Below are 285 nucleotides of genomic sequence, written 5' to 3' on the forward strand. Positions count from 1 at the left end.
GGAAGAACGCCGGGGAATATTGTCGCGCTTCGTCCGATGAAAGATTGCGTAATCGCCGATTTTGAAACGACATCAACCATGATGAAGCGCGACAATATTCCCCGGCGTTCTGCTTATTTCTTCTTTTTCGCTCCCGGCTGAAACGGTTCTTGCAACAAGCAACAGTGCTGTAATTGCCTCGGATCATGTGAATATGAGAGAAGGCCACTACTATGGCATTAGACTTAACGTGCTTCACCACCTTCCAAGATTTTACGAGCCTACTGAAGGAAGCGTAAAGATCGA

General features: G+C 47.0%; 1 pseudogene. It reads left to right on the forward strand.

Features of this window, described 5'->3' with window-relative positions:
- Positions 1–87 (forward strand): annotated as a pseudogene (locus P6709_RS19860) (rod shape-determining protein); the annotation flags it as partial.
- Positions 88–285: the final 198 nt, after the last annotated feature.

Origin of the sequence: Jeotgalibacillus sp. ET6, assembly GCF_029667115.1 — a bacterium.
Lineage (GTDB): Bacteria > Bacillota > Bacilli > Bacillales > Jeotgalibacillaceae > Jeotgalibacillus.